21 protein-coding genes and 1 pseudogene are annotated in these 25,299 nt (G+C 70.2%); 4 read left to right on the top strand and 18 right to left on the bottom strand.

Features of this window, described 5'->3' with window-relative positions; genetic code table 11:
- Positions 1–111: 111 nt before the first annotated feature.
- The 5 genes from ffh to ACIREI_RS34920 form a co-directional block, all read right to left on the bottom strand.
- Entirely contained in the window at positions 112–1,665 is a 1,554-nt protein-coding gene (ffh, locus tag ACIREI_RS34940; RefSeq protein WP_403341661.1) for a signal recognition particle protein, read from the bottom strand.
- A gap of 106 nt (positions 1,666–1,771) precedes the next feature.
- A complete protein-coding gene (locus tag ACIREI_RS34935; RefSeq protein ID WP_403341659.1) occupies positions 1,772–4,219 on the bottom strand; it encodes a [protein-PII] uridylyltransferase in 2,448 nt (815 codons plus the stop codon).
- A 57-nt stretch (positions 4,220–4,276) separates the two neighbouring features.
- Positions 4,277–4,615: a P-II family nitrogen regulator gene (locus tag ACIREI_RS34930; protein ID WP_003997576.1), complete on the bottom strand. Its 339-nt coding sequence runs from the start codon at positions 4,613–4,615 to the stop codon at positions 4,277–4,279.
- Positions 4,612–5,952 (bottom strand): ammonium transporter, encoded by a 1,341-nt coding sequence (locus tag ACIREI_RS34925; RefSeq protein ID WP_403341656.1) that lies wholly within the window; start codon positions 5,950–5,952, stop codon positions 4,612–4,614. The genes ACIREI_RS34930 and ACIREI_RS34925 overlap by 4 nt, the downstream gene beginning before the upstream one ends.
- Before the next feature lie 337 nt (positions 5,953–6,289).
- Positions 6,290–7,783, bottom strand: coding sequence for a hypothetical protein (locus tag ACIREI_RS34920; protein WP_403341654.1), 1,494 nt, complete (start codon positions 7,781–7,783; stop codon positions 6,290–6,292).
- Between the two features lie 458 nt (positions 7,784–8,241).
- Here ACIREI_RS34920 and ACIREI_RS34915 point away from each other — a divergent pair, with 458 nt between their 5' ends.
- Positions 8,242–8,898: a bifunctional DNA primase/polymerase gene (locus tag ACIREI_RS34915; protein WP_403341652.1), complete on the top strand. Its 657-nt coding sequence runs from the start codon at positions 8,242–8,244 to the stop codon at positions 8,896–8,898.
- A gap of 140 nt (positions 8,899–9,038) precedes the next feature.
- On the opposite strand, the gene ftsY is transcribed toward ACIREI_RS34915, so the two are convergent.
- A complete protein-coding gene (gene ftsY, locus ACIREI_RS34910; protein WP_403341650.1) occupies positions 9,039–10,250 on the bottom strand; it encodes a signal recognition particle-docking protein FtsY in 1,212 nt (403 codons plus the stop codon).
- A 105-nt stretch (positions 10,251–10,355) separates the two neighbouring features.
- Between ftsY and ACIREI_RS34905 the strand changes: the two genes are divergently transcribed.
- Entirely contained in the window at positions 10,356–11,327 is a 972-nt protein-coding gene (locus ACIREI_RS34905; RefSeq protein ID WP_403341647.1) for an LLM class flavin-dependent oxidoreductase, read from the top strand.
- A gap of 116 nt (positions 11,328–11,443) precedes the next feature.
- Here ACIREI_RS34905 and ACIREI_RS34900 read toward each other — a convergent pair whose 3' ends face one another.
- From ACIREI_RS34900 to ACIREI_RS34885, 4 genes are all read right to left on the bottom strand, one after another.
- Complete coding sequence (locus ACIREI_RS34900) at positions 11,444–12,859, bottom strand: sugar porter family MFS transporter (protein ID WP_403341644.1); 1,416 nt, start codon at positions 12,857–12,859, stop codon at positions 11,444–11,446.
- 216 nt (positions 12,860–13,075) lie between these two features.
- Complete coding sequence (smc, locus tag ACIREI_RS34895; protein WP_403341641.1) at positions 13,076–16,696, bottom strand: chromosome segregation protein SMC; 3,621 nt, start codon at positions 16,694–16,696, stop codon at positions 13,076–13,078.
- A 253-nt stretch (positions 16,697–16,949) separates the two neighbouring features.
- Entirely contained in the window at positions 16,950–17,153 is a 204-nt protein-coding gene (locus ACIREI_RS34890; protein ID WP_007493378.1) for a hypothetical protein, read from the bottom strand.
- 383 nt (positions 17,154–17,536) lie between these two features.
- Entirely contained in the window at positions 17,537–17,818 is a 282-nt protein-coding gene (locus ACIREI_RS34885; RefSeq protein ID WP_194040143.1) for an acylphosphatase, read from the bottom strand.
- Between the two features lie 152 nt (positions 17,819–17,970).
- On the opposite strand from ACIREI_RS34885, the gene ACIREI_RS34880 reads away from it, so the two are divergent.
- Complete coding sequence (locus ACIREI_RS34880) at positions 17,971–19,140, top strand: CAP domain-containing protein (protein ID WP_403341638.1); 1,170 nt, start codon at positions 17,971–17,973, stop codon at positions 19,138–19,140.
- Positions 19,141–19,228: 88 nt separating this feature from the next.
- Here the strand turns inward: ACIREI_RS34880 and ACIREI_RS34875 are convergent, their stop codons facing one another.
- Entirely contained in the window at positions 19,229–19,819 is a 591-nt protein-coding gene (locus ACIREI_RS34875) for a flavodoxin family protein (protein ID WP_403341635.1), read from the bottom strand.
- A 118-nt stretch (positions 19,820–19,937) separates the two neighbouring features.
- On the opposite strand from ACIREI_RS34875, the gene ACIREI_RS34870 reads away from it, so the two are divergent.
- A complete protein-coding gene (locus ACIREI_RS34870; RefSeq protein WP_403341632.1) occupies positions 19,938–20,339 on the top strand; it encodes a winged helix-turn-helix transcriptional regulator in 402 nt (133 codons plus the stop codon).
- Here ACIREI_RS34870 and mutM read toward each other — a convergent pair.
- The 7 genes and pseudogenes from mutM to rsmD form a co-directional block, all read right to left on the bottom strand.
- Entirely contained in the window at positions 20,312–21,172 is an 861-nt protein-coding gene (mutM, locus tag ACIREI_RS34865) for a bifunctional DNA-formamidopyrimidine glycosylase/DNA-(apurinic or apyrimidinic site) lyase (RefSeq protein WP_403341629.1), read from the bottom strand. The two genes, ACIREI_RS34870 and mutM, sit on opposite strands and share 28 nt — an antisense overlap.
- Before the next feature lie 92 nt (positions 21,173–21,264).
- A complete protein-coding gene (gene rnc / locus ACIREI_RS34860) occupies positions 21,265–22,074 on the bottom strand; it encodes a ribonuclease III (RefSeq protein ID WP_403342051.1) in 810 nt (269 codons plus the stop codon).
- 19 nt (positions 22,075–22,093) lie between these two features.
- Positions 22,094–22,267, bottom strand: a complete 174-nt coding sequence (gene rpmF, locus ACIREI_RS34855; protein ID WP_015657589.1) for a 50S ribosomal protein L32 — start codon at positions 22,265–22,267, stop codon at positions 22,094–22,096.
- Between the two features lie 2 nt (positions 22,268–22,269).
- Positions 22,270–22,911, bottom strand: coding sequence for a YceD family protein (locus tag ACIREI_RS34850; RefSeq protein ID WP_403341627.1), 642 nt, complete (start codon positions 22,909–22,911; stop codon positions 22,270–22,272).
- 138 nt (positions 22,912–23,049) lie between these two features.
- A complete protein-coding gene (locus tag ACIREI_RS34845) occupies positions 23,050–24,129 on the bottom strand; it encodes a cell division initiation protein (protein ID WP_403341625.1) in 1,080 nt (359 codons plus the stop codon).
- 58 nt (positions 24,130–24,187) lie between these two features.
- Positions 24,188–24,667, bottom strand: a complete 480-nt coding sequence (gene coaD / locus ACIREI_RS34840; RefSeq protein WP_301996628.1) for a pantetheine-phosphate adenylyltransferase — start codon at positions 24,665–24,667, stop codon at positions 24,188–24,190.
- Positions 24,668–24,693: 26 nt separating this feature from the next.
- Positions 24,694–25,287 (bottom strand): annotated as a pseudogene (gene rsmD, locus ACIREI_RS34835) (16S rRNA (guanine(966)-N(2))-methyltransferase RsmD); the annotation flags it as partial.
- Between the last annotated feature and the right edge of the window lie 12 nt (positions 25,288–25,299).

The following is a 25,299-nucleotide window of genomic DNA, read 5'->3' as shown; positions in this document are numbered from 1 at the left end:
GCCGGGCCCCGGCACGCGCTGAGGGCGCCCCTATGGAAGGGGCGCCCTCAGCGACGTACGCGACGAGACGATCGTACGAGATGGGACGGGAAGTCCGTACGAGACGAACCGTCAGCCCATGAACTTCTTGAACTCGTCCGGCAGCTCGAAGTCCTGCGGAGCCTGCTGGCCCGGCACGCCGAAGGCGCCTCCGGCCTGCGCGGCGGCGGCCCTGCGGGCGGCCTCCTCCTGCTCCTGCTGCTTGCGCTTCATCGGGTTGCCGGAGCGCTGCTTGCCCTTGGCCTTCTTCGGCTGCTTCTTCGTACGGCCCGGACCGCCACCCATGCCGGGCATCCCCGGCATACCGGGCATGCCGCCGCCCTGGGCCATGCGGGACATCATCTTGCGGGCCTCGAAGAACCGCTCGACCAGGTTCTTGACCGCGCTGACCTCGACACCGGAACCGCGGGCGATACGGGCGCGCCGCGAGCCGTTGATGATCGTCGGCTCCTGGCGCTCGGCCGGGGTCATCGACTTGATGATCGCGGCCGTGCGGTCGACGTCGCGCTCGTCGAGGTTGTTGATCTGGTCCTTGATCTGGCCCATGCCCGGGAGCATCCCGAGCAGCTTGGAGATGGAGCCCATCTTCCTGACCTGCTCCATCTGGGCCAGGAAGTCGTCGAGGGTGAAGTCCTGGCCCTTCTTGGAGGCCAGCTTCTCGGCCATCTTCTGGGCTTCGGCCTGGTCGAAGGTCTTCTCCGCCTGCTCGATCAGGGTGAGCAGGTCACCCATGTCGAGGATGCGGGAGGCCATCCGGTCCGGGTGGAAGGCGTCGAAGTCGTCGAGCTTCTCGCCGTTCGACGCGAACATGATGGGCTTGCCGGTGATCTGGCGGATCGACAGGGCCGCACCACCGCGGGCGTCACCGTCGAGCTTGGAGAGCACCACGCCGTCGAAGCCGACGCCGTCGCGGAAGGCCTCGGCGGTGTTGACCGCGTCCTGACCGATCATCGCGTCGACGACGAAGAGGATCTCGTCCGGGGAGACGGCGTCGCGGATGTCCGCGGCCTGCTGCATCATCTCCTGGTCGATGCCGAGGCGGCCGGCGGTGTCCACGATCACGATGTCGTGGACCTTGGCCTTGGCGTGCTCGATGGAGTCCTTGGCGACCTTGATGGGGTCACCGACGCCGTTGCCCGGCTCCGGCGCGAAGACGGCCACGCCGGCGCGGTCGGCGACCACGCTGAGCTGGTTGACGGCGTTCGGGCGCTGGAGGTCGGCGGCGACCAGGAGCGGCGAGTGGCCCTGCTCCTTCAGCCAGCGGCCGAGCTTGCCCGCGAGGGTCGTCTTACCGGCACCCTGCAGACCCGCCAGCATGATCACGGTCGGGGGCTGCTTGGCGAAGCGCAGGCGCCGGGTCTCGCCACCCAGGATCGTCACGAGCTCGTCGTTGACGATCTTCAGGACCTGCTGGGCCGGGTTCAGCGCCTTGGAGACTTCGGCGCCGAGGGCACGCTCCTTGACGTTCTTGATGAACGTCCGGACGACGGGCAGCGCCACGTCCGCTTCGAGGAGCGCGATGCGGATCTCGCGCGCGGTGGCGTCGATGTCCGCCTCGGAGAGCCGTCCCTTGCCGCGCAGGTTCTTGAAAGTCGCTGAGAGGCGATCGGAGAGAGTATCGAACACGGCGCTCGCGGTCCTCGGGGTCGGTGGCAGCTGGGAATCGCCCTCCAGGGTATCCCGGCGGCGCAGGTTGCCGGGATCCCTGGGTGCAGAGCCTTTGAACGGGGTCTCAGCCCCGCAACGTCTCCTCCAGCTTGCGCGCCACGGAGGCCGCTTCCTCGCTGGGCAGCGGCGCCCCTTCGGGCCCTGTGACATAGAACGCGTCGACGGCGTTCGCACCCAGGGTGCTGACATGCGCACTGCGCACCCGCACGCTCGCGTCCTCCAGCGCCCGCCCGATCCGGAACAGCAGCCCCGGCGCGTCCTGTGCGCGCACCTCGATCACCGTGGCCAGCCGGGAGGCGGCCGGGTGGACCGAGACCCTCGCCGCCGGTGGCACGACGCCCCGGCGGCGCGGATACGCGGCGTCCCGCTCGGCGAGGCGGCCCGCGATGTCCAGGGAGCCGTCCAGGGCCCGTACCAGGTCGGCACGGAGCCGGGCGGCCTGCGGCAGGGAGCCGTACTCGGCGGCGACCCGCCAGTCCAGCAGCAGGACGGTGCCCTCGACGCCGTCCGGCAGATCCAGGGCGCGCAGTTCGGCGGTGCGCACGGTCAGGCGGTGCATCACCAGGACGCCGGCCACCGCGGGCAGCACGCCCGGCTGGTCCGGTACGGCGATGAGGAGCTCCACCCCGAGCGGCTCCGGGTCGCCCGAGGGCTGCTCCTCGGTCGGCGGCTCGGTCTGCGCGCGCAGCGACAGCACCGGGCTGCCCGTCGCGACCGCCTCGATGGCGAGCCGCTCCTGCTCGGCGGTGGGCGCGGCGGCCTCGGGCTCGTCGAGGTCGTCCCCGGCGAGCACGGCGGCGACCCGTTTCACCAGGTCGGCCACGAGCGAGCCCCGCCACGACGACCAGGCCGCCGGGCCGGTGGCCAGCGCGTCCGCCTCGGTCAGGGCGTGCAGCAGCTCCAGGGTGCCCTGGGAGCCGACCGCCTCGGCGACCGCGCGCACGGTGGCCGGGTCCTCCAGGTCACGCCGGGTGGCCGTCTCGACGAGCAGCAGGTGATGGCGTACGAGGGTGGAGAGCACCGTCACGTCGTCGCGGTCGAAGCCGATGCGGGCGGCCACGTCCTTGACGATGATCTCGCCGGCCACCGAGTGGTCGCCGGGCCAGCCCTTGCCGATGTCGTGCAGCAGCGCGGCGACCAGGAGGAGGTCGGGGCGGTGGACGCGGCGGGTGAACTCGGACGCGCGGACGGCCGTCTCGATGAGGTGCCGGTCGACGGTCCAGATGTGCACGGCGTTGCGCTGCGGACGGCAGCGCACCCGCTCCCAGTCCGGGAGGAAGCGAGTGATCAGCCCTTCGGCCTCCAGGGCCTCCCAGACCTCGACCGTCGGCCGCCCGGAGCCCAGCAGGGTCACGAGCTGCTCACGCGCCTCGGCGGGCCAGGGCGTGGGCAGCGGGCGCACGGCGGCCGCCATGCGCCGTACGGCATGCAGGGAGAGCGGGAGTCCGGCCTGCGCGGCGGCGGCCGCGGCACGCAAGGGCAGCACGGGGTCGCGTTCGGGGCGCGCGGCGCGGGCGAGCACCACCTCGCCGTCCTGCTCCACCACGCCCTCGGCGAGCGGGGACCTTTCAGCAGTGGGCTTGCCGCCGCCCAGCATGGCGCGCAGACGCGGCCGCACAGCGCGCGAGCGCAGCACACGCCCCACCTCGCGCCACGTGACATCACTGGCGTACGAGATGACCCGCGCCGCCTCGTACACCTGCCGCAGCAGCGTGTCCGCGTCGAGCAGGCCCAGCTCGGCCGCGACCTGGTCCTGCTCCTGGAGCGCGAGCCGGTCCGTCGCGCGCCCCGTCGCCAGGTGCAGGGCGTCACGCGCGTCGAGCAGTCGGCGCCGGGCGTCGGCGAGGCCCTCGCGCGGGGCGTCGGCCAGCCAGGAGGCGGCGACGGCGCGCAGGATGGTGGCGTCGCGCAGCCCGCCGCGCGCTTCCTTCAGGTCGGGTTCCAGGAGGTACTGCAGCTCGCCCTGGCGCTCGGCGCGCTCGGCGGACAGCTCCTGGAGTTCGGGCAGGCGCTTGGGCGCCTGGTTGCGCCAGTCGGCCAGGACCGCCGTCCGCAGTCCGGCCGTGAGGCCGAGGTCGCCCGCGATGTGCCGGGCGTCCAGCAGGCCCAGCTGGACCTTGAGGTCCTCGCCCGCGGTCTTGCGGGCCTCGGCCGGCGTCCGCACGGAGTGGTCGAGGGCGAGACCGAGGTCCCAGACGGGGTACCAGATGCGGTCGGCCAGGGCGGCCACCGCGCCGGAGTCGCTGCCGTCGTGCAGCAGGAGCAGGTCCAGGTCGCTGCGCGGGGACAGCTCGCCGCGGCCGTATCCGCCGACGGCGACCAGGGACACGCCGCGCAGCCCCTCGGCGCCCGCGGCGAACAGGCCGGTCAGCCAGTCGTCGGTCAGCTCCGCGAGCGCCGAACGGCGCGGCGGCCCGGACTGCGCCCCCTCGGTGAGGAGGTGCAGCCGGGCCGCCGCGTAGCCGCTGGGTCCCGAGTCCTCTGCATCCTTACGAACGTCCGTACTCGACACCCAGCGACTCCTGTCCTTCTTCTTCTCTCAGAGCGCGTACTTCGTACAGAGCGTTCCTCAGAGCGCGTCCGGTCCGCGCTCGCCGGTCCGCACCCGTACGGCCGTCTCGACCGGCAGGGACCAGACCTTGCCGTCACCGATCTTGCCGGTGCGGGCGGCCTTGACGATGACGTCGATCAGCTGTTCGGCGTCGTCGTCCTCGGCCAGCACCTCGATGCGGATCTTCGGGACCAGGTCGACGGTGTACTCGGCACCGCGGTAGACCTCGGTGTGGCCCCGCTGACGACCGTAGCCGCTCGCCTCGGTGACCGTCAGGCCGTGCACGCCGAAGGCCTGGAGGGCCTCCTTGATCTCGTCGAGCCGGTGCGGCTTCACGACGGCGGTGATGAGCTTCATGCGTCCACCTTCTTGCTCGCAGCTGCGGCGACCGGGGCCGTGACCGCGGCCTTGGCGGCACCGCCACCGGCGCCACTGAAGTCGTATGCGGTCTCGGCGTGCTCGGCCTGGTCGATGCCCGCGACCTCCTCGTCCTCGGAGACCCGCATACCGATGGTCTTGTGGAGGATGAAGGCGAGAAGCGCGGAGACGATCAGGGAGTAGGCGAGGACACCGCCGACACCGGCGAGCTGCTTCCACAGCTGGTCGAACGTGTGCTTGCCGTAGAAGACACCCGTCGCCTCGGACTGGCCCTTGCCGCTGGCGAAGAAGCCGATCAGGATCGAGCCGACGATACCGCCGACCAGGTGGACGCCGACGACGTCGAGCGAGTCGTCGTAGCCGAACTTGTACTTCAGGCCGACAGCCATGGCGCACAGGACACCGGCGATGGCGCCGACGGCGATCGCACCCATCGGGGTGACCGCGCCACCGGCCGGGGTGATCGCGACCAGACCCGCGACCGCACCGGAGGCGGCACCCAGCGTGGTGAACGCGCCGTGGCGGATCTTCTCGTAGATGAGCCAGGCCAGCATGGCGGCGGCGGTGGCGACCTGCGTGTTGACGAACATCAGCGAGCCGACGCCGTCGTCGTTGCCGAGCCACGAGCCGGCGTTGAAGCCGAACCAGCCGAACCACAGCAGACCGGCGCCGAGCATGACCAGCGGCAGGCTGTGCGGACGCATCGGGTCCTTCTTGAAGCCGACCCGCTTGCCGATGACCAGGATCACGCCGAGCGCCGCGGCACCGGCGTTGATGTGGACAGCCGTACCACCGGCGAAGTCGATCACGCCCATGTCGAACGCCCAGCCGCCCTCACCCCAGACCCAGTGGGCGACGGGGAAGTAGACGATCGTGGCCCACAGCGCGATGAACAGCGCCCAGGCGGAGAACTTCACGCGGTCCGCGAGCGCACCGCTGATCAGCGCGGGCGTGATGATCGCGAACATCAGCTGGAAGACCATGAAGGCGAGCAGCGGGATGTTGTACGAGCCCCAGAGTTCGCCCTTGTCGACCCCGCTGAGGCCGACCCAGTCCGAGTTCCAGCCGATGAGGCTGCCGGAGTCGGTACCGAAGGCGACGGAGAAGCCGTACAGCACCCACAGGATGGTGACGATCCCCAGACTGATGAAGCTCATCATCAGCATGTTCAGGGTGCTCTTTACGCGGACCATGCCTCCGTAGAAGAAGGCCAGTCCCGGCGTCATGAGCATCACCAGGGCGGAGCAGATGAGCATGAAACCTGTGTTGGCGGCAGAGAGCTCCGTCTCTGCGGCAAGCGTGATGGCTGGTGCCATCGGCGTCTCCTCGTCGTTTGGTACGGCCCCGTGCGGGCGAAGCCTGAGCGGATTGAGGGGTGGGCCGGTTATGCGCCACGAGATTGACGCAGCGGAGTTTCGATGGAAGCCCCTCGTTGTTTCGCCGCCGTGACGAAGGCGCCCTGCGTGTTACGCGTTGATGAACTCCGAGATGTTGCGCTGCACGATCGTTATCGTGGCGCAACCTTCACTGGAGGTAAGAGAACCGGCCGCGGCCGGCCTTCCGATGACCTGGCATGGGGGAGCCGAGTCGGGCAGTTCGGGAGGGCCGGCCGCGGCCGGGGTTCTGGGGTTTCCGGGTTTCCGCCCGGATCGGTCAGACCGCCTCCGCGGTCTCCGGCAGCTCCACGGCGAGCTTGTCGGTGAGGTCCACGACCTCGGCGAGATCCCCGAAATCGCGTACAGCCGTGTCGACCGTCTTTCGAATACGAGTGTTGACGCGCTCCGAGCGCACCTTCTTGGCGACCTGCATGGCCTGTTCGGCGTAGACCGCGCTCTGCTCGGGCTCGCGCCGCAGCAGATGGACCGTGGCCATGCCGATGAGGTTCAGCGCATACGACCGCTGGTGCTCGCCGTCCTTCGCGAACAGGTCCACGGCCCGCTGCATCACCGGCTCGGCCAGCGAGGCGTAAGTCGGGCTGCGGCCGGCGACATAGGCCAGGTCACGGTAGGAGTGGGAGTTCTCGCCGTACAGCTCGGCCTCGGAGAAGAAGCGGATCCAGTCGGGGTCCGGATCATCCCACTCGTCGGCCTCGGCGAAGGTGTCCTCGGCCATCCGCACCGCCCGCTTGCACTTGCCGGGCTGCCCCATGTTGGCGTAGGCGCGGGCCTCCATCGCATACAGCATCGACTGGGTGCGCGGGCTCGCGCAGTCCCGGCTGCCGTACTGCGCGAGATGGATCAGCTCCAGGGCGTCGTCGGGCCGGCCGAGGTGGATCATCTGGCGGCTCATGCTGGAGAGGATGTACGAGCCGAGCGGCCGGTCGCCCGCCTCCTTGGCGGCGTGCAGCGCGAGGACGAAGTACTTCTGCGCGGTGGGCTGGAGCCCCACGTCGTACGACATCCAGCCGGCCAGCTCCGCCAGCTCGGCGGCGACCTTGAACAGCTTCCTGGCGGTGGGCTCGGGGTGGGGCTCCTGGAGCAGGTCGGTCACCTCGTGCAGCTGGCCGACGACCGCCTTGCGGCGCAGACCGCCGCCGCACTGGGCGTCCCACTGCCGGAACATCACGGTGGTGGACTCCAGCAGGTCCAGCTCGGGCCTGGACAGGCGGCCACGCGCGCGTGAGGACGGGAGGGGCCGGGGCTCCTGGTACGGCGCCTGGGGCGCGGGGACCAGCCAGCGCTGCATCGGTTCGATGAGGGCCGGGCCCGCGGACAGGGCCAGCGAACTCCCGAGGAAGCCGCGCCGCGCCAGCATCAGGTCGCTGCGCGAGAACTCGCTGAGCAGGGCCACCGTCTGCGGGCCCGTCCAGGGCAGGTCGACGCCGGACACGGAGGGTGACTGACGGGCGGCGCGCAGGCCGAGATCCTCGACGGAGACGACGCAGCCGAAGCGCTCGGAGAACAGCTCGGACAGGATCCGCGGGATCGGCTCGCGGGGGTTCTCGCCGTCCAGCCAGCGGCGTACCCGGGAGGTGTCGGTGGAGATGTGGTTGGCGCCCAACTGGCGTGCGCGGCGGTTCACTTGGCGGGCGAGCTCGCCCTTCGACCAGCCGCTGCGCACGAACCAGGACGTGAGCAGCTCGTTCGGGCGCTTGTCAGCGTGCGATGCGCTACCGGCACTCGTACCGCTTCCGCTGTTGCCGCTCACTGGAATGCCCCCATCCCTTGGACCACTTGTCACCGAGTGCGCCAAGCCCTATCAGAATGCCGGTAAATACGGTCGCCCGTCCGGCGGTTGTCACCCTTCGAACGGAAAGCCGACTTGCCTCCGGCATACCCACGTGTGCATGTGCCCCAACAGGCCGTGCACACACGGTAATCCTACGATCACGCCCCCAGCCATGGCGATCCCGGAAACGCCACCATTCGCCACCCCTTCGAATGAACCTACGGTGGCCTCTACGCGATTCACTTGACATAGGACGGCCGGAAGTGGGCGCAGCGGAGCACTCAGGGGCGCGTGTCGCCGGGCCCACAACCCTGAGCACTTCCAGGCGCCGCGTGGACCGAGCGGCGACAGTGGGTAACCGGCGATCCAGGAACACACAGGGTCACGATCCGAATCCGCGTCGTAACCACCGGCGCGCTGGACCCGTTGGAGGGGGCATGGGCTTCACGATCGGCGGCATCCGGGAGATCCGCTCCGGCTCGCGACGACGCGGCCGCTCCTCGGAGTGCACCACCGTCGCCGAGTTCACCGGACTGTGGGGCTGGGACGTGGTGCCCGGCGCGCGAGCCGCGGCGGGCACCTGCTCGTGCGGCCGCTCCGACTGCCACGCCCCCGGCGCCCACCCCCTCGACTTCGCGCCCGAGGTCCCGGCCGGGGCCACGCTCGACGAGGTCGGCAAGGCCTGGGCGGAGGTGCCGGGCGCCGCAGTGATGCTGCCGGTCGGGCGGGCCTTCGACGTGATCGAGGTGGCCGAGCCCGCCGGACGCCGCGCGCTGACCCGGCTCGAACGCATGGGCCTCCCCCTGGGGCCGGTCGCCGCCACCCCCGAGGGCCGCGCCCACTTCTTCGTCGCCCCCGGCGCCGCCGCGGAACTCCCCGAACTCCTCTACCGCATGGGCTGGGACGACCCGACCCACCTCGACCTGCGCGGCCTCGGCCCCGGCGCGCACATCACGGCACCGCCGTCCGACCGGGGCGGCCTGGGTCCGGTGCGGTGGCTGCGGCCACCCGAGCTGGACTCGGCGACGAGGCCGCCGGCCGCACGGCTGCTGCTGGGGACGCTGGCGTACGTGGCGCATCGGTCGCGGGTGTAGCGCAGGGCCCGACCGTCACAGGTCAGCGCTCACGTCCCGATCGTCACAGTCGTACACAGCGAAGCGCCCGTCCCCAACTGCACCTTGGGGGCGGGCGCTTCTCCGGCCGAGCACATACGAAAGTTCGCAGGTGAGGTGGGTCACTCCCCGATAAGGGCGTCAACGAACGCCTCCGGCTCGAACGGCGCCAGGTCGTCGGCGCCCTCGCCCAGGCCGACCAGCTTCACCGGCACGCCCAGCTCGCGCTGGACCGCGATGACGATGCCGCCCTTGGCCGTGCCGTCCAGCTTGGTGAGCACGATGCCGGTGATGTCGACGACCTCGGCGAAGACGCGGGCCTGGACCAGGCCGTTCTGCCCGGTCGTCGCGTCCAGCACGAGCAGGATCTCGTCCAGCGGAGCGTGCTTCTCGACGACCCGCTTGACCTTGCCGAGCTCGTCCATGAGGCCGGTCTTGGTGTGCAGGCGCCCGGCGGTGTCGATGAGGACGACGTCGGAGCCCATCTCCTTGCCCTCCTTCACCGCGTCGAAGGCGACGGAGGCGGGGTCGCCGCCCTCCGGCCCGCGCACGGTGTAGGCGCCGACGCGCTCGCCCCAGGTCTGGAGCTGGTCGGCGGCGGCGGCACGGAAGGTGTCGGCGGCGCCCAGGACGACGGAGCGCCCGTCGGCCACGAGGACGCGGGCGAGCTTGCCGGTGGTGGTGGTCTTGCCGGTGCCGTTGACGCCGACGACCATCACGATGCCGGGCTTGCTGGTCTCCGGCTCGGTCCTGACCGTGCGGTCGAAGTCGGTGCCGACCAGCTTGAGGAGCTCCTCGCGCAGCAGGCCGCGCAGCTCCTCGGGGGTGCGGGTGCCGAGGACCTTCACGCGCTCGCGCAGCCCGTCGACCAGCTCCTGGGTGGGCAGCACGCCGACGTCGGCGGTGAGCAGCGTGTCCTCGATCTCCTCCCAGGTGTCCTCGTCGAGGTGCTCGCGCGACAGGAGCGTGAGCAGCCCCTTGCCGAGGGCGTTCTGGGAGCGGGAGAGCCGGGCGCGCAGGCGGATCAGGCGGCCGGCGGTGGGCTCCGGGACCTCGATCTCGACGGGCGGGAGCCCTTCGACGACGGGCGGTTCCTCGACGGCGGTCGGTGCGCCGCCGCCGGGAAGGTCCACCTCCTCTATGGTCCGGCGCGGTTCGTCGCGCGGCGTTTCGGCCTCGTCGCCGACGTGCGGCTCGGCCGGAGGGGCGGTGATGTCGGGGGCGGCTGGGGGCGGCGGAGGCAGCTGCTTCTTGCGTCGGCTGCCGACGATCAGCCCGCCGAGCGCGCCGAGCACGACCACGGCGATGACTACAGCAAGGATGAGGATGTCCATAACGCGTCCAGTATCGGCCATGGAGTCCGGCGACACCCCTCTGGATGTCTGACACACCGTCAGCTAACGTCCGCCTTCACACCCGCCCGGTGAAGGGGGACCCCCATGCCCGTCACGGTCGTACGCTTCAACCTCGTCGAGCCCGACGCCACCCCCGCCTCGCTCGCCGCCCGCTATCGGGCGGCCCTGGAGATGGCCGCGTACGCCGACGAGCACGGCATCACCACCGTGCAGACCGAGGAGCACCACGGCGCCGACAACAACTGGCTCCCCTCCCCCTTCTCCTTCGCGGCCGCGGTGTTCGGCGCGACGCGCCGGATCGCGGTCACCGTCTCGGCGATCATCGGCCCGCTGCACGACCCGCTGCGGCTGGCGGAGGAGATCGCCGTACTGGATCTGCTGAGCGGCGGGCGGCTGGTGACGGTCGCCGGCATCGGGTATCGGCCCGAGGAGTACGCCCTGTTCGACGTGGACTGGAAGCGGCGCGGCAGGCTTCAGGACGAGCTCCTCGACACCCTGCTCAAGGCCTGGAGCGGCGATCCCTTCGAGTACCGGGGCCGTACGGTACGGGTCACCCCGCGCCCGTACACCGACCCGCACCCGCTGCTCCTGGTCGGCGGCTCCTCGAAGGCCGCCGCCCGCCGGGCCGCCCGGCTGGGCCTGCCGTTCTTCCCCAGCGCGCATCTGCCGGAGCTGGAGGCGTACTACAAGGAGCGGCTCGTCGAGTACGGCACCGAGGGCTGGACGATGATGCCGGCCGCCGAGACACCGCTGCTGCACATCGCCGAGGATCCGGACCGGGCGTGGGCCCGGTACGGCGGGCATTTCCTGCACGAGGCGCGGACGTACGCCTCCTGGCAGTCCGGGGACGTACGGTCCGCCGTGAAGTCGGCGGCCACGACGGTGGCGGAGCTGCGCGCCGAGGGCGTGTACCGGATCGTGACGCCGCAGGAGTGTGTGGCGCTGGGCCACGAGAACTACGTACTGCACCCGCTGTCCGGCGGGATGCCGGTGGAAGAGGGGTGGCGCAGCCTCAGGCTGTTCTGCGAGCGGGTGCTGCCCGGGCTCGGTGACTGACCGCTCGTACACGAAACCGCCGCCCCGGCTCGGGCAGTGGCCGAGCCGGGGCGGCGGCGGATGACGGGGAGAGGGGCAGCGGGGACTTGGCCCTTCTCCCCGAGTTCGGGGGCCGGTCAGCCCATCTCCTCCAGCTTCTTGCCCTTGGTCTCGGGCACGAACTTGAGGATGAACGGGATGGAGAGGAAGGCGAACACCGCGTACATGACGTACGTCAGCGACAGGTTCCAGTCCGACAGGTCCGGGAAGGTGATCGTGATGACCCAGTTGGCGATCCACTGGGCCGAGGCGGCCACACCCAGGGCGGCGGCGCGGATCTTGTTCGGGAAGACCTCACCGAGCATGACCCAGACGACCACACCCCAGGACAGGGCGAAGAAGAGGACGAACGCGTTGGCGGCGATCAGCGCCACGTAGCCCTGCGCGGTCGGCAGCGGGTCGTTGCCGTTCTGGAAGGAGAAGGCCCAGGCCGCCGCCGCGAGCGAGAGGCCCATGCCGACGGAGCCGATGAGGGCGAGCGGCTTGCGGCCGATGCGGTCGACGAAGATCATCGCGATCACGGTGCCGACGATGTTGATGATCGAGGTCTCGAACGAGTAGAAGAACGAGCTCGACGGGTCGACGCCCACGGACTGCCACAGCAGGTTCGAGTAGTAGAAGATGACGTTGATGCCGACCAGCTGCTGGAAGACGGAGAGGCCGATACCGATCCACACGATCGGCAGCAGGCCGAACTTGCCGCCCAGCAGGTCCTTGAACGTGGACTTGTGGTCGCTGCGCATGGCCTGGTCGATCTCGGCGACCCGGGCGTCCAGGTCCACGCCGCCCTCGACGTCGGCGAGGACCTTCTTCGCATCGTCGACGCGGCCGACGCTGATCAGGTAGCGCGGGGACTCGGGGATGGCGAAGGACAGCAGGCCGTAGATCACGGCGGGGACCAGCATCACGCCGAGCATCCACTGCCAGGCCTCCAGGCCCGCGACCGTGCCGCGCTCCTCGCCGTCGGCCATGTTGAGGATGGCCCAGTTGACCAGCTGGGAGACGGCGATGCCGATGACAATGGCGGCCTGCTGGAAGGAGGCGAGCCGGCCTCGGTACGCGGGCGGGGCGACCTCGGCTATGTAGGCCGGGCCGATGACCGAGGCCATACCGATGGCGATGCCGCCGAGGACACGCCAGGCAGCGAGGTCCCACGCGGCGAACGGGAGGCCGGAACCGACGGCGCTCACGGCGAACAGCACCGCCGCGATCTGCATGACGCGGATGCGGCCGATGCGGTCGGCTATGCGGCCGGCGATCGCGGCGCCCAGTGCGCTGCCGAGCAGGGCGCTGGCGGCGACGGTTCCGGTGACACCGGAGCTGAGGTCGAACCGGGCCTGGATACCGCCGTTGGCTCCGTTGATGACGGAGCTGTCGTAGCCGAAGAGGAAGCCGCCCATGGCGGCCGCCGCGGTGATGAAGACGACGTGCCCGAGGTGCTCGGGATGAGCCGTCCTGGCTCCTGACGTGGGTGCCTGCGCTGTGCTGGTCACGTGTACTCCTCGGGCCACCGGCAACGCTGCCGGGTGGGGGTCAGCCGCTCCAAGTAGTGATACCTGAAGGTAAAAGGAACGTTGCAGAGACTATTCCTTCAAGTTTCGAAGTCAATAGTCGCGCTGCTGTGACTTTCGAGACGTGACTAGCTGAGATGTGTTCACTTCTTGAAGTGATGGGTTTGAAGAGCTCGCGATCGGGAACGGCCGGCGGCGTCAGCGCAGCCGCTGGCTGATGACCTTCGACACGCCGTCGCCCTGCATGGAGACGCCGTACAGCGCGTCGGCGACCTCCATCGTGCGCTTCTGGTGGGTGATCACGATCAGCTGCGAGGCTTCCTGCAGCTCCTGCATGATGCGGATCAGCCGCTGCAGGTTGGTGTCGTCGAGGGCGGCCTCGACCTCGTCCATGACGTAGAACGGGCTCGGCCGGGCCTTGAAGATCGACACGAGCAGGGCGACCGCGGTGAGTGAGCGCTCACCGCCCGAGAGCAGGGACAGCCGCTTGACCTTCTTGCCGGGCGGACGGGCCTCGACGTCGACTCCCGTGGTGAGCATGTTGTCGGGATCGGTCAGGATCAGCCGTCCCTCGCCACCGGGGAACAGCCGGCTGAAGACGCCCTCGAACTCCCGGGCCGTGTCCCGGTAGGCCTCGGTGAAGACCTGCTCGACGCGCTCGTCGACCTCCTTGACGACCTGGAGCAGGTCGGCGCGGGTCTTCTTCAGGTCCTCGAGCTGCTCGCTGAGGAACTTGTGCCGTTCCTCCAGCGCCGCGAACTCCTCAAGCGCGAGTGGGTTGACTTTGCCGAGCTGCTGGTAGGCCCGCTCGGCCGCCTTGAGCCGCTTCTCCTGCTCGGCCCGGACGAAGGGCTTGGGCTGGTTGCGGGGATGCTCGGGGTCCTCGGGGAGCTGCTCGCCCTCGGCGGCCGGGGAGGGCGGTACGAGCTGGTGGGGGCCGTACTCGGAGACGAGCCCGGCCGGTTCGACGCCCAGTTCCTCCAGGGCCTTGGTCTCCAGCTGCTCGATCCGCATCCGCTTCTCGGCGCCGAGGACCTCGCCGCGGTGGACGGAGTCGGTCAGCTTGTCCAGTTCGGCCTTGAGGTCGCGGCCTTCGTTCCGGGCGGCGGCCAGCTCCTGCTCCCGCCGGGCCTTGGCGGCCTCGGCGGCGGTGCGCTCCTCGTCGGCGCGGGCGAGGGAGACCTCGACGTGGGCGAGGAGTTGGCGCGCACCGGAGGCGACGGCTTCGGCGACGGCCGCCTCGTGGCGCAGCCGGGCCCGCCGCTGCTCGGCACGCGCGCGTGCGTCCCGCTCAGCTCGGGCGGCGCGGTCGAGGGAATCGGCTCGGCCGGCGAGTCCCTTCACACGTTCTTCGTGCGTACGGACCTGGAGGCGGGCCTCCATCTCGGTCTGGCGCGCGTTGGCGCCATCGGCGGCGAGACGGTCCCGTACCGACGTGTCGGGTTCCTCCTCGACCGGCATCTCCTCGGCGACAGCGAGCCGTTCGGCCAGCTCCTCGACGTCCTGGAGGGCCTTGTCGAGCGCCTCCTGCGCCCGCGCGGCGGCGGCGACGGAACGCTCCGCTTCGCCCGCCGCGCCCCTTGCCTGGCCTGCGAGCCGGCCGAGCTGCTGGGCGACCGTCGACTTCTCCCGGTCGGCGGCACGGCGCCGCTCCCCCAGCTCTTCGACAAGCGCGGCGGATGCCTTACGGCGTTCGGCCGCCGCGTCCTGGGTCTCGGCCAGTTCCTCGCAGCGGACGGCCAGCTCCTCCAGTTCTGCGGCGGCCTCGTCCACGGAGGCCTGTACTTCGAGGAGGCTCGGCGCCCCGGCGGAGCCGCCGTGCGCGAAGTGCGCGCCCAGCAGGTCGCCTTCGGCGGTTACGGCGGTGAGGTCGGGGTGGGCGTAGACGAGCTCCTCGGCGTCTTCGAGGGTGGGGACGACGACGATGCCGTGCAGGAGGCGGCGTAGGGCGGGCATGAGCTCGGAAGGGCCGCGGACGAAATGTGCCGCGTGAGCATGTCGGGCGTCTGCGGGTTCATCGTGGCTGGTCGCGCAGTTCCCCGCGCCCCTTTGGGGCGCTGCCGTCCCCGCCTCCGTCCCCGCCTCTGTCGGCACCCCCGGCTCCCCCGCCAGCAGCAGCGCCGCTCGACCGCCGTCCTGCTTGCGCAGCAAACGGATCGCCTCCGCCGCGGCGGACGGTGACGTCACCGCGATCGCGTCCGCCGCCGCGCCGAAGGCGGCCGCCAGGGCCACCTCGTAGCCGGGTGTCACCGTCAGCATCTCCGCCGCCGGGCCGAGGAGCCCGGTCAGTCGGTCGCGGGCATCAAGCAGTATCCCGGTGCCGTCCTTGCGGCGCAGGCCGAGCGCCAGCGCCTCGTGCCGGGCCTGGGTCGCGGCGCGCGCTCGTTCCGCCGCCGTGGCCGCCTCGCGGGCTGCGGTGAGCGCGGCCTCCGCCTCCGCGAGCTGCCGCTTCGCCGCCTCGTGCTGCTCGCCGAGTTCCGCGTCGCCGGCGTCCAGGCCGTCGACCTCGGCCTTCAGGGCCTCGTACTCCTCCTGCGCGGCGAAGGCCCGCTCCTGGGCCTCGTCCCGGGCCGCGGCCAGGCGGTCGATCTCGGCCTGGGCGGAGGCCGCACGCGAACGGGCCGCGTTGACCTGCCCGCTCAGCCGGGCCAGGCCCTCGCGGCGATCCGCGATGGCGCGGGCAACGTCCTTCAGGCGCCGTTCTTCCTGCGTGAGCTCCCGTTCCAGTTCGGCACGGTGGGCGACCGTGTCCTCCAGGGCCCGCTCGGCCGCCTCCAGGGCCGCTTCGAGTTCGGCCTCCTGTTCGCGGATGCGAGCGGCCTCGCGCTCCATGTCCTCGGGGTCACGGCCCCGACGTTCCTCCGGCGGCGCGGACGTCGCGCTCTTCACGCGCGCGTCGGCCAGCGAGATCGTGCCACGTACCCGTTCGGCGAGCTGGGACAGCTCGTACCAGGTCTGCTGGGCCCGCTGGAGGCGCGGCGTGAGCTGCCGTACCTCGTCCTCCAGGAGCGCCTCGCGTTGCAAGGCCTTCTTCAGCTGCTGCTCGGCGGCCTCTTTGCGTTCCTTCAGCGCGGCCTCGTCGGCGACCTCGGCCTGCAGCGCCTCACGCAGCCGTACGAGATCGTCGGCGAGGAGGCGGAGGCGGGCGTCGCGCAGATCCGCCTGGATGACAGCGGCCCTGCGCGCCACCGCCGCCTGGCGGCCCAGCGGCTTCAACTGCCGGCGCAGCTCGTCCGTCAGGTCCTGCACGCGCGCGAGGTTGGCCTGCATCGCGTCCAGCTTCCTGAGCGCCTTTTCCTTGCGCTTGCGGTGCTTGAGGACGCCCGCGGCCTCCTCGATGAAGGCGCGGCGGCCCATGGGGTCGGCGTGCAGGACGGAGTCGAGCTGGCCCTGGCCGACGATGACGTGCATCTCACGGCCGATGCCGGAGTCGGAGAGGAGCTCCTGGATGTCGAGGAGGCGGCAGGTGTCGCCGTTGATCTGGTACTCGCTGCCGCCGTTGCGGAACATGATCCGCGTGATGGTGACCTCGGCGTACTCGATGGGCAGTGCGCCATCGGAGTTGTCGATGGTCAGCGAAACCTCGGCACGGCCAAGTGGCGGGCGGCCGGTCGTGCCGGCGAAGATGACGTCCTCCATCTTGCCGCCGCGCAGCGACTTGGCGCCCTGCTCACCCATGACCCAGCTGAGCGCGTCCACCACATTGGACTTGCCCGAGCCGTTCGGACCGACGACGCACGTGATCCCCGGCTCGAACCGGAGCGTGGTCGCCGAGGCGAACGACTTGAACCCGCGGAGGGTCAGGGCCTTGAGGTGCACGCCGCTGGACTCTACCTTCCGCCCGGATGTCACTCCATGAACCCACGGTTTCACCGGTGAACGTGCAGGGCACACCAGACGTTAAAGAAGGTGAAAGGATGCGCGGGCCAGTAAGCCGGGGGCAAGAAAGAAGGGACGCCGAAGCGTCCCTTGCAACTTCTGACGGCCGGCGAGCCAGTCGTCTGACAACTACCTAGCGGTTGGATACGGGCCGCCCAACCACTGCTTGTGCTGTTGTGGAGCGGTGCAGTGATCAGGTGAGCGCAGGCTCCGCCTGGTGTGCGTCGATGCTCTCCATGATCCTGTCGTGAGAAGCGGCAGCCTGCAGAGCGTCGTTCTCCGCCTGGATTCGTCCGAGTTCGGATTCCAGGTCCTGGACACGCTGCTGGAGCCGTCGCATCTCGGCGAGGAGTCGAGGGTCGGAGCCGCCGACGTAACCGAGAAGCGCCTTTGCCATGATGGATGGTCCTCCACACTGAGTGACCGACCGATGCGGTGTGGGTCGTGAGGGATTCGCACCCGCGGTTGCTTGGCAGGCCTGGAGTTGTGCTGCCGTTCAGCCACGCCAAACAGCTAAGGTGCGCGGGGCTTTCAGCGTCTCACCAAAAAGTTTGACGGTCAACACGATCACGCCCCGTATTGGGGGGCAAACCCGGGGGCACACGGCCGAATGGCGGCTGCGCGGCGACTCCTGCGGGCCCCTCGGGGCGTGGCGATCACCCTTGCGTGCGGAGCCTGCCAGTGCAAGCGATTCTTGGCAACCACCTGCTCCTTTCTGCTCGGGGCAGTTGCCGGTGGCACGTCCTTCCGCTTGCACCAGGGCCGTTTCACAGATCCGGCTCAGCGGATGGCGAAGCCGTCGTAACCCCCGCGAGGTGTGTCCCAGATCTCGGTGACACCGTCCACACGCCCGGGCGTGTCGTCACCCTGGAGCCAGTCCAGGAGTCCTTCACAGCCGTCCCGGGCTCCCTCCGCGACGACCTGGACCCGTCCGTCGTCCAAATTGAGAGCAAAACCACTCAGGCCGCCGATCTCGAGCGCCTTGGCCCGCGTGAACCAGCGAAAACCCACGCCTTGGACGCGTCCACGCACCCAGGCGACCAGTCGTACATCCTCGCTCATGAGTGCAACCTAACGGGCCAATACCTCTCCGAGCACTTCCTCCCCTGGCGCCATGGGGTACCGTCCCCACCCAATGAATCTCATATGAAACTCACTCGATCGTGTGAGTTCTGTGAGGACGTTGAGACCGCACGGACGAGGAAGGCCAGGACATGGGACGCCACCGACGCTCCGCCGCCGGCCGCGCCGCCACGGGCCGCGCCACGGGGGTCACGCATACGGACGGCTCTTATACGGAGGGCCACGCCCCGCGGGACTCGTACACGAGCGACCACCCTCCGAAGATGGGCATCGCGCCCTACCTGAACCCGGAGGCGTACGCCGAGGCCTACGCGAAGAGCGACGCCTACCTGTTCGCCACGGACGACGACTTCGACCTGGTCACGGGCACCACGACCTTCCCGGGCGACGCCGCTTCCGCCGCCGGCTCCGCCGCGGGCGCGACCACCGCGGTCCTCCGCAGTGACGGCTTCACGCCCACCGGCGACTCCCGGCGGCCCGCGGGCGGCTCGCACCGCCGCCGCAAGAAGCGGGCCGGGGCCCCGGTGAAGACCGGGCTGCTCGGCGTCTCCGCCGCGGTCGCGCTCGGCACCGTCGCGGTCGCCACCGGTGTGGTGCCCGGCATCGACAACTACCAGCTCGGCGGTTCGGGCGCGGACAAGGTGCAGGCCGCCGACACCCCGACCAACTCCCCGAGCGAGCAGGGCGGCACCTCCGGCAGCGCCGAGAGCCAGGGCGACGGCGGCTCGACGAGCCGCGACGCCCAGCGGCCCACCTCGCCGTCCCCGTCGACCTCGTCGGCCGCACCGACGAAGACCCCGTCGAAGAAGCCCTCGGCCACGCCCAGCCAGAAGCCGAAGGAGACCCCTTCGCGTACGGCCACGAAGGCGCCCGAGAAGGCACCGGAGAAGGAGAAGACCAGCGCCCCGGTGACGGTGTCCGCGGAGGCCGCCGCCGCTGCCGAGGTGCTGAGACTCGTCAACGACGAGCGCGCCCAGGTGGGCTGCAGCGCGGTCGCCGCCAACAGCTCGCTTGCCGATCTGGCCCAGGACTTCAGCGAGGACATGGCCGCGCGGGGCTTCTTCGACCACACCGACCCCAGCGGGGCCTCGCCGTGGGACCGGGCCGCGAAGGCGGGCATCACCGACCTCGGCGGCGAGAACATAGCCCGCGGCCAGGCCGACGCGGCTGCGGTGATGGACGCCTGGATGAACAGCCCCGGCCACAAGGCCAACATCCTGAACTGCGACTTCAAGACGCTCGGGGTCGGCGTGCACTTCGGCTCCGGCGGGCCCTGGTGGACGCAGGACTTCGGGTACTGAGAGCAGGTACGAGCAGGGTACGAGCACGTACGACGAGGGCTCCCATCCGGTGAGGTGACCGGCTGGGAGCCCCTTCGTGCGTCAGCGCCTACGCGGCGACCGCTGCGCGCCCTCGCGCGAAGACCTTCGCCGTCTCGGCCACCCGGCGCCCGAGGTGCTCGGCCGTCGCGACGTCGGCCTTGTGAACGGCCTCCGGGCCCTGGTCTGCGTTGGTCTGGGCGGCGGCGCCGGTGAAGACGCCGAGGCGGTTGAGGTCGTTCTCGGAGCCGGCGCTGCTGTTCCAGCCGGGGAGCAGTCCGAGGTTGACCCAGTGCATGCCGAGCTGGGCGGCGAGGATCTGGAAGAACTGCAGGGTGTGCAGCTTGTCGCCGCTCTTGGAGGCGGAGTTGGTGAAGCCGGCGGCCAGCTTGTCGGTCCAGGCCTGCTCGGCCCAGCGCTTCGAGGTGGCCTCCGCGAAGACATGGAAGGCGCCGGACGCGGTGCCCATGTAGGTCGGCGAACCGAACACGATGGCGTCCGAAGCGTCGAGGGTCGCCCACTGCTCCTCAGTGATCTCGTCCACCTTGATCAGGTGCACCTCGGCACCGGCCTCGACGGCACCGGAACGGACGGCCTCGGCGACGACAGCGGTGTGGCCGTAGCCGGAGTGGTAGGCGATGGAGACAACAGGGGTGGTCACGTACGTACTCCTGAGGTAGGCAGCTGATAGGCAGCTCACTGGCGATGACGAAAGGAAAGCACTAACTTCTGGTTAGTGCAACCTCCCGGTTAGCGCTGCATTCGCGTACGCTTGCGATATGGACACCACGCAGGAGCGCACGGAGGCGCAGGACCTCCCGTACAACGTGTTCGCCAAGGCCTGCCCCTCGCGCGGCACGCTGGAGCACGTCACGGGCCGCTGGGGCGGACTCACCCTGGGCGCTCTGCACGAGGGCTCGCTGCGCTTCAACGAGCTGCGCCGCCGGGTCGACGGCGTCAGCGAGAAGATGCTGTCCCAGACGCTGCACGCCCTGGAGCGCGACGGCCTGGTGCACCGCGAGGCCCAGCCGACCAATCCGCCCCGGGTCGACTACGAGCTGACGCCGCTGGGGCGCGGGATCGCCGAGCGGCTGCTGAACCTCATCCACTTCGTGGAGGGGGAGATGGACGACGTACTCGAAGCACGCCGACGTTACGACGAGACGCGCGGCGCCCTCTGACACTTCGGGCAGAAGTAACTGGACCGGTTCATCCAGGGCCGCCTGCGCATCGGCGTACCGCACCGCTTGCACGGCAGCCCTTCACGGCCGTACGCGTCCAGTGACCGGTCGAAGTAGCCCGACTCACCGTTGACGTTGACATACAGACTGTCGAAGCTCGTGCCGCCCACCGCGAGGGCGGCGTTCATGACGTCCCTTACGTGGCCCAGGAGTTCGAGGCTGCGCGGGCGGGTGAAGGTCGCGGTCGGGCGGTCGTAGTGGAGGCGGGTGCGCCAAAGGGCCTCGTCCGCGTAGATGTTGCCGACTCCGCTGATCAACGACTGGTCGAGCAGGGCCCGTTTGATGGTCGTGCGCTTGCGGCGCAGGGCCTGGTGGAAGGCCTCGTCGTCGAAGAGCGGGTCCAGCGGATCGCGGGCGATGTGCGCGATGACGTCGGGCAGGCCGTCGGGGGTGTTGTCGTGCAACGACAGGCCGCCGAAGGTGCGTTGGTCGACGAAGCGCAGTTCGGTGCCGAGGGCGTCCGCGAACCGCACGCGGATCCTGAGGTGCTTCTCGTCGTGCGCGCTCTGCGGCTGCACCAGCAGCTGACCGCTCATCCCGAGGTGCGCCAGGATCGACTGGTGCGTGTCCTCCAGGGGCAGCCACAGGTACTTGCCGCGACGGCTCGGCATGCCGATCCGGTGGCCCTTGAGGCGGTGCGCGAAGTCGTCCGCACCGGCGATGTGCCGGCGTACGGCACGCGGGTGCAGCACCTCGGCGTCGGCGACGGTGCGATGGGCGACCCACCGCTCCAGACCGCGCCGTACCACCTCGACCTCGGGCAACTCGGGCATGGGATCCCCCGTACACACCTTGCGGGTACTTGCGGGTATGGGCCGAGCGCCCGTCCCGGGGCCGGGACGGGCGCTCGGATCGCGCTGTTCGGTCAGGCGGAGGCCGATGACGCGTCGGCGTCCGGCGCAGCGGTATCCGGCTCGGCGGCATCCGCTGCCGCCTTCGCCTTCTTGACGCGCTCGTCCGCCGCGGCCCGAATGGACCGCCACGCGGATTCCGCGGCCTGCTGCTCCGCCTCCTTCTTGCTGCGGCCGGTGCCGGTGCCGTACGAGACGCCTCCGACGCGGGCGGCAGCAGTGAAGGTCTTCTCGTGGTCGGGGCCGGTCTCCGTGACCAGGTACTCGGGGACTCCGAGGCCTTCGGTCGCGGTGAGCTCCTGGAGACTGGTCTTCCAGTCCAGGCCGGCTCCGAGGTTCGAGGACTTCTCGATCAGGGGGTCGAACAGGCGGTGCACCAGCTCCGCCGCCGAGTCCAGGCCCTGGTCGAGATAGACCGCGCCGATCACCGCTTCCAGGGTGTCGGCGAGGATGGATGCCTTGTCCCGGCCGCCCGTGCCCTCTTCACCGCGGCCGAGCCGAATGAAGGAGCCCAGGTCGAGCCCACGGCCGACCTCCGCCAGCGCACGCGAGTTGACCACCGCGGCCCGCAGCTTGGCCAGCTGGCCTTCGGGCAGGTCGGGGTGGGTGCGGTACAGCGTGTCCGTCACCACGAGGCCGAGGACGGAGTCCCCGAGGAACTCCAGGCGCTCGTTGGTGGGCAGACCGCCGTTCTCGTATGCGTAGGAGCGGTGGGTCAGCGCACGCACCAGAAGGGCGGACTCGAGCTTGTACCCGAGCCGCCCTTCCAACAGCGTGTGGGACGAGGCCGTGTTGTCCGCTGCGTTCTTCTTCGGCGTGGACACAGTGCCTCTCACCAGCCGCTCAGACCTCGAGGACCTGGCGCTTGTTGTAGGTGCCGCAAGACGGGCACGCGATGTGCTGCTGCTTGGGCTCGTGGCAGCGCTCGCACGCAACCAGGGGGGTGACCGCAGCCTTCCACTGCGACCGGCGGTGGCGCGTGTTGCTGCGCGACATCTTCCGCTTCGGAACAGCCACGGCTACTTCTCCTGCTTCTCGTCGACGCCCGGTTCGGCGCCGCTCATCTCGTCCTTCTCGCCGTCTTCGAGTGAACCGGCGAGTCCCTGCAGTGCCGCCCAACGGATGTCGACGGCGTCATGGTGGTGGTCCGGGTCGTCCGCGAGGCGTGCGCCGCACTCGGCGCACAGTCCTGGGCAGTCTTCCTGGCACACCGGCTGCATCGGCAGTGCGAGCACCACCGCATCGCGCAGCACGGGTTCGAGGTCGAACAGGCCGTCCTCGAGAAAGAGCCTGTCCTCGTCGTCCTCGGCGTCGTCGCCGGGTTCCGCGTGGTGGACGCGGCCTCGGTCATCGGCGTCAGGGTACGAGAACATCTCCTGGAAGTCCGCTTCGACGTCGAGCTGAAGCGGCTCCAGACACCTTACGCACTCCCCCTCGGCCTGTGCACGGCCGGTGCCTGTGACAAGCACCCCTTCCATGACCGACTCGAGCCGGAGTTCGAGCTCCACCGGGGCGCCTTCCGGCACTCCGATGACGTCCTTGAGACCGAGGTCCTTCGGGGCGTCGACCGTGCGGGTCACGCGCTGCAGCGCACCGGGCCGCCGGCCCAGCTCGTGTGTGTCGAACACGAGAGGGTTGCGGTGGTCGAGGCGGGCTGTCACGCCATTCCTGCTTTCGATCTGCTGAGCTCAGAGGGTTGCTGCCCCGCGGTGTTCCCGGGCAGCGGTGATCGCGGACGTACGCGCGACCGAAGAGCCAGGATACTGGACCTTTCGCTCACGGCCCAATCCGGTGGCCCCTTACTGGCCTCGCCCCTGCTCGTAGGCCCGCAGCTGCTCCGCGCTGATCATGCTGGTGTCGAAGAGGCTGGTCTCGTCGAGGGCGTAGCCGTCGTTGCCCTGCGAGGTCTGCTGCGCGGCCTGCTGCTGGGCCTGGTTCGGGTCGTAGGCGGCCTGCTGGGGGGCGTAGCCCTGGTAGGCGTAGGGGTCGGCCTGCTGGTAGCCGTACGGGTCCTGCTGGCCGCCGTAGCCCTGCTGGTAGCCGCCGTACGGATCCGCGTTCTGCTGCTGGTAGCCGTACGCCGGCTGCACGGCCGCCTGCTGGTCGTACTGCTGCTGTTGCTGTGCGGGCTGCTCGGCGGGGGCTGCCGGGGCGTCCTGCTCCGCGAGGGCGGCGAGGTCGGCGAGGTAGTCGGCGTCGCTGGAGTGCTGGACGGTGCTGGTGTCGTCGGCGAGGGCGCCGAGGTCGTCGGTGGCGATCCGGCCGTGCAGCTTCTGGCGGCCGCGGCCGACCGCCTCCAGGGTCTTGGCGAGGACCGCCTCGAAGGCGCCGAGCTTGACGTCGACGTACTCGTCGGCGGTGCGGCGCAGGGTCTCGGGGTCGTGGCTGCGCTCGGGGGCGTCCTCGTCCTGGTAGCCGTTCTCGTCGGTGCCGGGGCCGGTGCCGAGGAGCTTCTCGCGGCCGCGGCCGACGGAGCCGAGGGTCTTGGTGAGGACGACCTCGAAGTTGGCGAGCTTGGAGTCGACGTAGTCGTCGGCCTCGGCGCGGATGTCCTCGGCCTCCTTGCGGGCCTCGGCGAGGATGCGGTCGGCCTCGGCCTGGGAGCGGCGGGCGACCTCGGTGTCGGAGATCAGGGAGCCGCGCTCGGCGTGCGCGGAGTGGATGATCCGCTCGGCCTCCTGACGGGCCTGCTCGACCATCTGCTCGCGGTCGCCGATCAGCTCCTGGGCCTGGGCGAGGGAGCCGGGCAGGGCCGCGCGGACCTCTTCGAGCATCGAGAGCAGTTCGGCTCGGTTGACCACGCACGAGGCCGACATGGGCATCGACCGGGCACCCGAGACGGCCGCGACGATCTCGTCGAGCTTCTTCTGTACGTCCACCGTGTGCTCGCCACTCTCTACAGCTGTGATGGAGACCGACGGGACGACTGTAGCCCCATCAGTCCCTGCGCAGGCGCTTGTTCAGGGCTTCCAGGACCACCGGGGGCACCAGGTGTGAGACGTCTCCGCCCCAGGTGGCGACTTCCTTCACGAGCGAGGAGGACAGGAAGCTGTAGGTCGGGTTGGTCGGCACGAACAGTGTCTCGACGCCGGACAGGCCGTTGTTCATCTGGGCCATCTGCAGTTCGTAGTCGAAGTCGCTGACCGCGCGCAGGCCCTTCACGATGGCCGGGATGTCGCGCTGCTTGCAGAAGTCGACGAGGAGGCCGTGGAAGGCCTCGATCCGGACGTTTCCGTACTCGGCCGTGACCTGGCGGATCAGGTCGAGCCGTTCGTCGACCTCGAACAGGCCCTTCTTGGCCTTGTTGATCATGACTGCGACGTAGACCTCGTCGTACAGCCTGGAGGCGCGGGAAATGATGTCGAGGTGTCCGTTGGTGATGGGGTCGAACGACCCGGGACAGACGGCGCGGCGCACTTGTGATCCCTCGCTCTCCGGTCCGGTCATCGTGCGTCTTCGCACGTAGAGGCGGCGCGACCGTACCAAAACGTTCCCTCGCCGTAGCGACGGGCCCGGAGCGCTTCGAAGCCGTCCGGCCATCGGAATTCCCCGCCTCTGGTGCTGCGCTCCACGGTGACGAGAGCGTCCGGCGCGAGCCAGCCCCCAGAGCGGAGTGTGAGCAGAATCTCGCGAAGATCGTGATCTGTGACTCGGTACGGGGGGTCGAGGAAGACGATGTCGTACGGCTCGGCCGGCGCTGGTGTCTGGATGATCTGTTCGGCTTTGCCCGACCTCACCTCGGCGCCGGGGAGGCCGAGATTCTTCACGTTCTCGCGGATCACGCGGGCGGCTCTTGCGTCAGCCTCGACGAGGAGGGTGTGACTCGCGCCACGGGACAGTGCCTCCAGGCCTACGGCGCCGGAGCCGGCGTAGAGGTCGAGGACCCGCTCTCCCTCCAGGGGGCCGCCGAGGAGTGACTGCCAGGTCGAGAAGAGACCTTCGCGTGCGCGGTCGGAGGTGGGGCGGGTACCGGTCCCTGGCGGGACGGCCAGGCGACGTCCGCCGGCCGCACCGGCGATCACGCGGGTCATCTTCGGTCCTTGGTTGTG

This window comes from Streptomyces sp. NPDC093591, from assembly GCF_044764885.1.
In the GTDB taxonomy this organism is placed as follows: Bacteria; Actinomycetota; Actinomycetes; order Streptomycetales; family Streptomycetaceae; genus Streptomyces.
This window is presented reverse-complemented; position numbering and strand designations above follow the sequence as displayed.